The organism is Sphingomonas sp. NPDC019816 (genome assembly GCF_050274375.1).
Taxonomy (GTDB): Bacteria; Pseudomonadota; Alphaproteobacteria; order Sphingomonadales; family Sphingomonadaceae; genus Sphingomonas.
The window spans coordinates 1-10,543 of sequence record NZ_JBNNOB010000131.1 but is presented as its reverse complement, the minus strand read 5'-3'; the positions used below and the strand labels follow the sequence as shown (position 1 = coordinate 10,543).

Annotated in this window: 3 protein-coding genes; all 3 read right to left on the bottom strand. The window is 71.1% G+C overall.

The features are described 5' to 3' along the window. Nucleotides 1-911: TolC family protein (locus ACQKJZ_RS15660; RefSeq protein WP_427732185.1), on the bottom strand; the 911-nt coding region annotated here is incomplete at its 3' end. A gap of 204 nt (nucleotides 912-1,115) precedes the next feature. After that, the gene (locus ACQKJZ_RS15655) at nucleotides 1,116-1,514 is read right to left on the bottom strand and encodes a hypothetical protein (RefSeq protein WP_427732183.1); all 399 of its coding nucleotides are present in this window, start codon (nucleotides 1,512-1,514) and stop codon (nucleotides 1,116-1,118) included. A 51-nt stretch (nucleotides 1,515-1,565) separates the two neighbouring features. Continuing rightward, nucleotides 1,566-10,543, bottom strand: an 8,978-nt coding sequence (locus ACQKJZ_RS15650) for a BapA/Bap/LapF family large adhesin (RefSeq protein WP_427732181.1), incomplete at its 5' end; no start/stop codon positions are given.

The following is a 10,543-nucleotide window of genomic DNA, read 5'->3' as shown; positions in this document are numbered from 1 at the left end:
GCGCGCAGGGCGTAGTCGGCGCCGCGCACGCGGGCGCGCACCGCGCTGCCCCCGAACACGTCGCTGCTGACGTTCAGCCCGAAATTATAGATGCTGCGGTCGGAAAAGGGCGAGGATATGTCCGCCGCCGCATCGCCTGCCAGCGCCACCGTCGGCAGGCGATTGGCGCGCGCGCGGCGCTGTTCGGCGGTGGCCTGTTCATATTGCGCCTTGGCGCGCATGATGACGGGGATGTCGGCCCAGTCGACCTGGGCCGCCTGGCGACAGCTGCGCATCAGCCAGTCGGGCACATCGGGATCGACGATGGGTGCGGTATCGCGACCCAGCAGGAAGGCGAGGCTGGTGGTCCAGCGGCGCTGCTCCGCCTCGATCCGGGTCAGCGAGGCTTGCGCGGCGGCGACGCGCGACTGAGCCTGGAGGGTGTCGGAGCGGGTGGTCGCACCCTTGCCGAAACGTTTTTCGACGAGCGCGCTGATCTCCTGGATGCGCGACAATTGCTCGAGTGCGACGGCACGTAGCGCGGCGTTGCGCTGCACCTCGACGATCGCATAGCCCGTCTCGCGGATCAGCCCGTCGATCGCCAGCAGCATGTCGGCGCGGCCCAGCCGCGTGCCGGCACGGGCATAGTCGACCGCGCTGGCGACCTTGCCGAAATCGAAGAGCATCTGCGAGGCCGAGACCTGCGGCCGGGGGCGCCAGATGTTGCCGATCCGGCTGTCATAGCCGCTGCCGACCCCGGCGCTGATGCGGGGGAGGTAGCCCGCGCGCGCCACCGTCACATCCTCGCCGCGCGCATCGAGCGTGGAGGCGGCCTGCACGACCGTGGGGTGCCAGGACAGCACCTCCTGCATCGCGCGTTCCATGGTGACGGGGGTGGAATTACCGCTAACCGGAGTGGCGATCGAGGCCATGACAAGAAGGGCGCCGGCGGTTCGCCAAGCCCGTTTTCCTCGATCCTGGTAGCGTCCCTGCCGCCGTCCCGTCATCGATCGCCCCGTTAATCCGCTTGGCCGCTACATTCGGCTAAGCTGTTTTATTTCAACAAAATAGGTGCCGAAACGGAGCGGTTTCGGCACCCATAATCAAGTCCGTTTCCGGACCAATGACGGTGATGGTCACAGAATATGCATGGTGCTCAGTTTCTCCTGATCGGGATCGACCGAAACGGTCAGGTACGACAGGGGGTCGTCCATAATCGGGGCACTTATGCTGGTATCGGTAGCGGCGTGGGTGAAGTCCGTATTGTCATTTGCTGTTGCTGATTCCGTTACGGTTTCCTGGTTGTCGAGATAACGGCCCAGCACATCCTCGATGCAGTCGCCCTGTCCTTCCATCAGCGAGAAGGCGAGGCGGGCATCCCCCTGATCGAGCGTTGGTGTGTCCGCCTGGGTCGTGTGGTCCGCCGCCAGCGACAGCGGCACGACATCGGCATCGAGCGTCAGCGAGGCATCGGCCGACAGCGCGGTGACCGTGGCGGTCGGGAAGACCGGTGCCACGCCGTTGTTGATGTTCACCGCCACATCCAGTCGCGCGGTCGAGAACTGGCCGTCGGGCTGGATCAGCTGTTAGGTGAAGCTGTCGATCGGATCGGTCGCCGAATAGGTCACGCCGATCGGGGTATAGGTGTACCCCCCGGTCTCGTTGACGACCAGCTGGCCATGCGCGCCGGTCAGGGTGATCGGCGTCTCCCCGACCTCCTGGAAGCCGGCGGCGGTCAGCACCTTGATGCCGATGAACGGGCTGCCCAGCGTGTCGTTCGCGGTCAGCTGGCCGCTGACCGGTGTGGTGACCGGCGGGTTATACTCGTTCAGCCGGGTCACCGTCTCGGCGACATAGACATTGGTGTTGAGCTGGAGCGGTGCGCCGTTCGTGCCGACGACGGTATAGTTGTAGGTACCCGACGCCAGGTTGTTCAGCGTCACGCTGATCCCGCTGCCGATCAGCCCGCCGACCCCGGCGACGGCGGTGCCCGACGCGGTGCCGACCACCGTGCCCGCCGAATTGGTGACGGTGATGGTGTAGCTGGGCAGGACCGCCAGCGCCGATGTGGTGACCGCCGACAGCGTGACGGTCGAGCTGGAATTGGCGTCGACGGTGAAGCTATCATTGACGCGGGTCGTCTGCGCCGAGCCGAGCAGCGGCACCGCCGGGGTGGAGAAGAACGAGTCCACCACCGCCGGCCGGTTGACCACGACATTGGTGAAGTTGGCGGTCGCGATGGCGGTGTCGTTCACCGCAATCGGGGCGCCGGTGATGTCCGGGCTGCCGATCGAGATGGTCAGGCGGGCGCTCTCACGCTCGTTATCGCTGGCGTCGAGCAGCGTGTAGGTGAAGCTGTCGACCTTGCCGATCGATGCCGCATTGGCATTGGGGGTGTAGGTATAGCTGCCATCGCGATCGATGATCAGCGTCCCCCATTGGCCGGTGACCACCGTGTCGTCGACGGTCACCTGCGTCGTCACGCCGTTCAGCGTCACGCTTTCGACCCGGGTCTGCGGGCTGACCACGTCGATCTGCCCCGTGGGGCCGGGATCGGTGATCACGTTGCCGCTGACCGGGGCGGGCACGGCCGAGGCGACATCAGTGAAGTCGGAGTCGACGCCCCGGACGTTCAGGCTGCCGAGCAGGCCGACCCCCGCCGTATTGTCGAAGGTGACGAAGGCGCGGTACTGGCCCGGCCCCAGGTCCGCCGTGGCGACCAGGTCGCCATTGAGCAGACCCACCTGCAACAGCGAGCTGTTGCCGCCGCCATTCACCGCCACCCAGTTGGTGCCGTTGAACCGCTGGATGACGACCGAGTAACCGCTGGCCACGCCGACATTCGCCGTCGCGTCATAAGTGAAGGTCGTCGCCAGCGTGTGACCCGGCTGGACGGTGAACTGGACGTTGGGGACGGCCAGCACCTGGGCATTCAGGTTGATGAGGCCCAGCGAGACGAGCGCGGTATAGTTGGCGGTGCCCGCATTCTGGTTGGTCTGGACCGGGTTCAGGTCGACCAGCGCGATCGCCGTATTGTCGAAGGCGCTGATGTCGAACGGGGCGGTGACCGCCGTCGAGGGCGACAGATTGCCCGCCGTGTCGCGCGCGCCGACGCCCAGTGCCTGGCCCGCCACCTGCGGGCTGGTCAGCGTGACGGCATAGAGGCCGCCCGCCGTCACCGTGCCGGTGCCGATCAGCGTCCCCGCCGCGTTGCGCACCTCGATCCGCGCGCCCGGCTCACCGCTGCCGGTGATGACCGAGCCGGTCGGATCGATGACGGCGGTCGGGGCCGCCGGCGGGGTGATGTCCGGCGCATTGACCGTGACCGTGCCCGAGGCATTGCCCGCCGCATCGGTCTGGCTGAGCGTCAGGGCCTGGCCATTGGCCTGTGGCGTGGTCAGCGTCGCGCTGAAGCTGCCATTGGCGGCGACCACCGCCGTGCCGACCAGCTGGCCCAGCGGGTCGAGAATGCGCACCGTGGCGCCCGCCTCACCGGTGCCGGTCACGACCGTGCCGGTACCGTTGACGAAGCCGATCGGCGCGGCCGGCGGGGTGATGTCGGGCGCGCGCACCGCATTGGGCAGCGAGGCATTGCCCGCCGCATCCGCCTGCGTCACCTGCAGCAACTGGCCATTGGCCTGCGGCGTGGTCAGCGTCGCGGTGTAGCCGCCATTGGCGGCGACGACCGTGGTGCCGATCACATTGCCCAGCGGATCGCGGACCGTGACGGTCGCCCCCGCTTCACCGGTGCCGGTGACCACCGTGCCGAGCCCGTTGATCGTCGAGGTCAGGCCGACCGGGGCGGTGATGTCGGGCGCGGTCGCCGTTCCGATCGGCGAGACATTGCCCGCCACATCGGCTTGGGTCAGCGAGACGATCTGGCCATTGGCCTGGGCCGGGCTGAGCGGCGCGGTGAACGTGCCGTTCGCCGCGACCACCGCCGTGCCCAGCACCGTGCCGTCGGCGGCCCGGATGGTGACGGTCGCGCCCGCCTCACCGGTGCCGGTGATCGAGGTGCCGTTGGTCGCCACGATCCCGACCGGTGCCAGCGGCGCGGTGAGATCGGGGGCGACGACCGTGGCGGGGGTGGAGACATTGCCCGTCGCATCGGCCTGGGTCACGCTCAGCGTCTGGCTGTTCAGCTGGGGCGTGGTCAGGATCGCGGCATAGGTGCCGTTGGCAGCGACCACCGTCGTGCCGATGATCGTACCGGCCGGATCACGGATGGTGACGGTCGCCCCCGCTTCGCCCGCACCGGTCACGAGCGTGCCGGCGGCGTTGATCGCGGCGGTCAGGCCAATCGGGGCGGTGATGTCCGGCGCGGTCACCTGCGTCACGCCCGAGACGTTGCCCGCCGCATCGGCCTGGGTCAGCGAGACGATCTGGCCGTTCGCCTGGGCCGGGGTGAGGGTGGCGGTGAAGCTGCCATCGCCGCCGACCAGGGCGGTGCCCAGAACCGTGCCGCCGACGCTGCGGATGGTGACGGTCGCACCCGGCTCGCCGGTGCCGGTCAGGATCGTACCATTGCCGGCGATGGTACCGACCGGGAGCAGCGGCGCGATCAGATCGGGCGCGGTGACCGGGGCCGGAGTCCCGGCATTGCCCGCCGCGTCCGCTTGCGTCGCGGTCAAGGCCTGGCCGTTGATCTGCGGCGTGGTCAGGACGGCGGCATAGGTGCCGTTCGCGGCGACCACCGTCGTGCCCAGCACCGTGCCGCCCGCATCGCGGATGGTGACGGTCGCCCCGGCCTCACCGGTGCCGGTGATCAGGGTCCCTGCGCCGTTGATGGCGGCGGTCAGCCCGATCGGCGCGGTGATGTCGGGTGCTAGCGCCTGTCCGACGCCCGAGACATTGCCCGCCGCATCGGCCTGGGTCAGCGAGACGAGCTGGCCGTTCGCCTGCGCCGGGGTCAGCGGCGCGGTGAAGCTGCCGTCGCCCGCCACTACGGCGGTGCCCAGCACCGTGCCGTCGACACCGCGAACGGTGACGGTGGCCCCCGCTTCGCCGGTGCCCGTGATCGTCGTGCCATCGGTCGAGATGGTACCGACAGGGATCAGCGGGGCGGTCAGGTCGGGTGCGGTGATCGGGGCGGGGGCCCCGGCATTGCCCGCCGGATCGGCCTGCGTCGCGGTCAGCGCCTGACCGGCGATCTGCGGCGTATTCAGGACGGCGGCATAGGTGCCGTTCGCCGCGACCACCGCCGTGCCGAGGACCGTCCCGCCGGCATCGCGGATGGTGACGGTCGCGCCCGCCTCGCCGGTGCCGGTCACGAGCGTACCCGCGCCGTTGATCGCGGCGGTCAGCCCGACCGGGATGGTGAAGTCGGGTGCCAGCGCCTGTGCCACGCCCGAGACATTTCCGGCGGCATCGGCCTGGGTCAGGGACAGCAGCTGGCCATTGCCCTGTGTCGGCGTCAGCGTCGCGGTGAAGCTGCCATCGCCGGCCACCAGCGCGGTGCCGATCACGGTGCCATCGACACCGCGAATGGTGACGGTGGCCCCCGCTTCACCCGTACCGGTCAGGGTCGTGCCGTCGAGCGACACGGTGCCCGCCGGTGCCTGTGGCGCGGTCAGGTCGGGGGCGGTGACGGCCGCCGGTGCCCCGGCATTGCCGGCCGCATCGACCTGGGTGGCATTCAGGACCTGCCCATCGAGCTGCGCGGGGGTCAGGAGCGCGGCATAGGTGCCGGTATTCGCCACGATCGCGGTGCCGAGGATGGTGCCGCCGGCATCGCGGATGGTGACGATCGCCCCGGCTTCACCGGTGCCGGTCACCAGCGTACCCGCGCCGTTGATCGCGGCGGTCAGGCCGACCGGCGCGGTGATGTCGGGCGCGAGCGCCTGTGCCACGCCCGAGACATTGCCCGCCGCATCCGCCTGGGTCAGCGTCAGCAGCTCGCCATTGGCCTGCGCCGGGGTCAGCGTCGCGGTGAAGCTGCCATCGGCGGCGACCACGGCGGTGCCGATCGCGGTCCCGGCGACATCGCGGATGGTGACGGTCGCACCGGCCTCACCCGTACCGGTCAGCGTCGTGCCGTCGAGCGACACGGTGCCCGCCGGGGCCAGCGGCGCGGTCAGGTCGGGCGCGGTGACGCCCGCGCTCGGCGAGGGATTGCCCGCACCGTCCGTCTGGATGACGGACAGCGCCTGCCCGTCGATCTGGGCGGGGCTGAGGACCACGGCATAGTTGCCATTGGCCAGCACAATGGTGGTGCCGATCACCGCGCCGCCGGCATCGGTGACGGTCAGCGTCGCGCCCGCCTCGCCGGTGCCCGTCACCACCGTCCCGGTCGCGTCGATCGCGGCGGTCGGAAGGGCGGGCGGGGTCAGATCGGGTGCCAGCGCGGTGGCGGGCGGCGAGACATCGCCCTCCGCATCCGTCTGGGTCACGCGCACCGTCTCGCCATTGATCAGCGGGGTGGTCAGGGTCGCGGTATAGCTGCCGTCACCCGCGACCGTGGTGGTGCCGATGATGGCACCGGTCGCATCGCGGACGGTGATGGTCGTGTCCGCCAGACCGGTGCCGGTCACGCTGGCGCCATCGAGCGCCACCGTCGCGGTCGGTGCCCCCGGCGTGTCGTTGGGGACGAGATCGGGTGCGGCGGTGGTGCCGGGCAGCGAGACGTTGCCGGCCGCATCCGCCTGGGTCAAGGTCAGCAGCTGGCCGTTGACCAGCGGCGGGGTGAGGGTGACCGTGAAGCTGCCATCCGCCGCCACCGGTGCGGTGGCGATGACGACGCCGACCGGGTCGGTGATCGTCACCGTCGCCCCGATTTCGCCCGTGCCGGTCAGGGTCACGCCATCCGCCGAGATGGTCGCCACCGGGGCGGCCGGTGCCGTCTGGTCGAGCGCGGTGACGGTGATGGTGGGTGAGGGGTTGCCCGCCGCATCCGCTTGGCTGACCGACAGAACCTGGCTGTCCAGCTGCGGCGTGGACAGGATCGCGGCATAGGTGCCGTTGGCCGCGACCAGCGCGGTGCCCAGCACCGTGCCGTCCGCCGCCCGCACGGTGATCGTCGCGCCGGCCTCACCGGTGCCGGACACGATGGTCCCGGTCACATCGAGCGCGGCGACGGGCTGTGTCGGTGCGGTGATGTCGGGCGCGGGTGCCGTCGAGACAGGCGAGTCGTTGCCGCCCGCATCGGTCAGCGTCGCGCTGAGCGTACCGCCATTGGCCTGGGCCGGGTTGAGCGGCACGGTGAAGCTGCCGTCCGCCGCGACGACCGCCGTGCCGAGCACAGTGCCGGCGGGATCGCGAATAGTGACGGTGGTGCCCGCCTCGCCGCTGCCGCTGGCCTCGGTGCCGGTGCCGTTGACGGTGAACAGCGGCGCGTTGGGTGCGGTGATGTCCGGTGCGGTGACTGATGCCGGGGGCGAGGCATTGCCCGTTGCGTCGCTCTGCGTGACGGTCAGCGCTTCGCCATTGGCCTGGGGCGGGTTGATCGCCACCGCATAGTCGCCATTGGCGCCCGCCGTGACGGTACCGATGACGGCGCCGGTGGGATCGCGCACGGTGACGGTCGCGCCCGCCTCCGCCTGGCCGCTGACGACCGTGCCGGTGCCGTCGATGCTCGCGGTCGGCGCGGTGGGCAGGGTGATGTCAGGCGCGGTCAGGCTGAGCTGGGGCGAGATATTGCCCGCCGCATCGCTCTGCTCGACGGTCAGGGTCTCGCCATTGACCTGTGCGGTGGCCAGCGGGACGGTGAAGCTGCCATCGGCGGCGACCGTCGCGGTGCCCAGCACGCTGCCATCGGCGGCGCGCACGGTGACGGTCGCGCCCACCTCGCCGGTGCCGGTGACGCTGGCCCCGCCCGCCGCCAGCGCGGCCAGCGGTGCGGCCGGTGCCGTCAGGTCGGGAGCGATCGGGTTGACCGGGGCGGAGGCGTTGCCCGCCGCATCGGCCTGCGTCACCTGCAGGACTTCGCCGTTCAGCTGCACCGGGGTCAGGATGGCGGCATAGCTGCCGTCGCCCGCCACGGTCGCGGTGCCGATGACGTTGCCCGCCGGATCGCGGATCGTGACGGTCGCACCGGCTTCGCCGGTGCCGGTCATGACGGCGCCGTCGATGCTGATCGTCGCAGTCAGGCCGGTGGGCGCGGTAATGTCGGCCGCGACGACCGCGACGATGGGCGAGGCATTGCCCGCTGCGTCGGTCTGCACCAGCGTCAGCGTCTCGCCATTGGCCTGCGGCGTCGCGAGCGGCACCGCAAAGCTGCCATCGGCGGCGACGATCGCGGTGCCCAGGATGGTGCCATCGGCGGCACGCACGGTCACGGTCGCGCCGGCCTCACCCGTGCCGGTCAGCGTCGCGCCGGCATCCACCACGATCCCTGTCGGGGCCGGCGGCGCGGTCAGGTCCGGCGCGGTCAGCGGCACGGGGGCCGAGACATTGCCGGCGGCATCGGCCTGGACGACGCTCAACGCCTCCGCATCGATCTGCGGCGGGGTCAGCTGGACCATATAAACGCCATTGGCATCGACCGTGGCGGTGCCCAGCGTCGCGCCATTGGCATCGCGGACGGTGACGATCGCACCCTCCTCGCCGGTGCCGGTCACCATGCTGCCATCGCCGCTGATCCCGGCGGTCAGCCCGGTCGGGGCGGTGACATCGGGGGCGACGAGCGTGACGTTCGGCGAGACATTGCCTGCCGCGTCAGCCTGGCTGAACTGAACCGTCTCGCCATTGGCCTGCGCCGGGGTCAGCGGCACGGCGAAGCTGCCGTCCGCCGCGACGGCGCCGGTGCCCAGCACCGTACCGTCGGGGCTGCGCACGGTGACGGTGGCACCCGCCTCACCGGTGCCCGCCAGCGTCGCGCCGCCGTCGATCACCGATCCGGTGGGGGCGAGCGGGGCGGTCGGGTCGGGCGCCGTCAGCGCCACGGGGGTCGAGACATTGCCGGCCCCGTCGGCCTGCACGACGCTCAGCGGCTCGGAGTCGATCTGCGGCGGCGTCAGGGTGACGCTATAGGTGCCGTTGGCGGCGACCACCCCCGTGCCCAAGGTCGCGCCGTTCGCATCGCGGACGGTCACGGTCGCGCCCGCCTCGCCGGTGCCGGTCACGATGCTGCCATCACCGCTGATCGCCGCGATCAGCCCGGTGGGGGCGGTGATGTCGGGGGCGGTCAGCGTCGCTTCGGGCGAGGTGTTGCCGCCGCGATCGGTCTGATCGATCGACAGCGTCTCGCCATCCGCCTGCGCCGGGGTCAGCGTCGCGGAGAAGCTGCCGTCCGCCGCGACTACGGCGGTGCCCAGCACCGTGCCGTCGGCGGCGCGGATGGTGACGGTGGCGAAGGGCTCGCCGGTGCCAGTGACGGCCGTGCCGTCGACCGAGACCGTCGCGACCGGCGCGTCGGGGGCGATCACGTCGGGCGCGCCGACCGTGCTCACGGGCGAGATATTGCCCGCCGCATCGGTCTGCGTCGCGCTCAGCGTCTGGCCGTTCACCTGGGGCGGGGTCAGCGTCAGGGTGAAGCTGCTGTCCGCACCGACCACGCCGGTGCCGAGCAGCGTGCCATTGGCATCGACGATCCGGACGGTCGCGCCGGGTTCGCCATTGCCGAACACCGAGGCGCCATCGGCCGCCAGCGTCACGATCGGCGCGGCGGGGGCGGTGATGTCGGGCGCGGTGGCAGTCGCGACCGGCGAGATGTTTCCGGCCACGTCGGTCTGCGTCGCGGTCAGCGCCTCGCCATTGGCCTGTGCGGGGGTCAGCGTCGCGCTATAGCTGCCATCCGCCGCGACGACTGCCGAGCCGAGCAAGGTGCCGTCCGCCGCACGGATCTCGACCGTCGCGCCGGCCTCGCCCGTGCCCGATACGCTGGTGCCATCGGTCGCGACGGTCAGCGTCGGTGCGCCGGGCGCGACGAGGTCGGGCGTCGCGGTGCTAGTCGCGGGGGATGTGTTCCCGGCGGCGTCGGTCTGGGTCACGCTCAGCGCCTGGCCATCGGCCGTACCGGCGGGCAGCGCGACGCTGTAGCTGCCATCGGCGGCCACCGTGGCGGTGCCGATCGGCTGGCCATTGGCGTCACTGACCTGAACGGTCGCGCCGGGCTCGCCGGTGCCGGTCAGGGTGGTCCCGTCCGCGCTGACCGTCGCTACCGGAGCGGCGGGCGCGGTCGTATCGGGGGCGGTGACGGTCGTGGCGGGCGAGGCGTTGCCGCCCGCATCGGTCTGGGTGACGGTCAGCGTCTCGCCATTGGCCTGCGCACCGCTCAGCGTCGCGCTGTAGCTGCCGTCGCTCGCCACCGTCGTCGTGCCGAGCAGCGTGCCATCGGCCGCACGGATCTCCAGCGTGGCGCCGGGTTCGCCGGTGCCCGAAACGGTAATGCCATCGACCCCCAACGTCGCCGTCGGCGCACCGGGTGCGGCGAGGTCGGGAGTGACCGCATTGGTTGCGGGCGAGACATTGCCGGCGACATCGGCCTGGGTGACGCTCAGCGACTGGCCGGTGGCGGTGCCGGCGGGCAGCGCGATGGTGTAGCTGCCATCGGCGGCGACGATGGCGGTGCCGATCGGCTGGCCGCTGGCGTCGGTGACCTGCACGGTCGCGCCCGGCTCACCGGTGC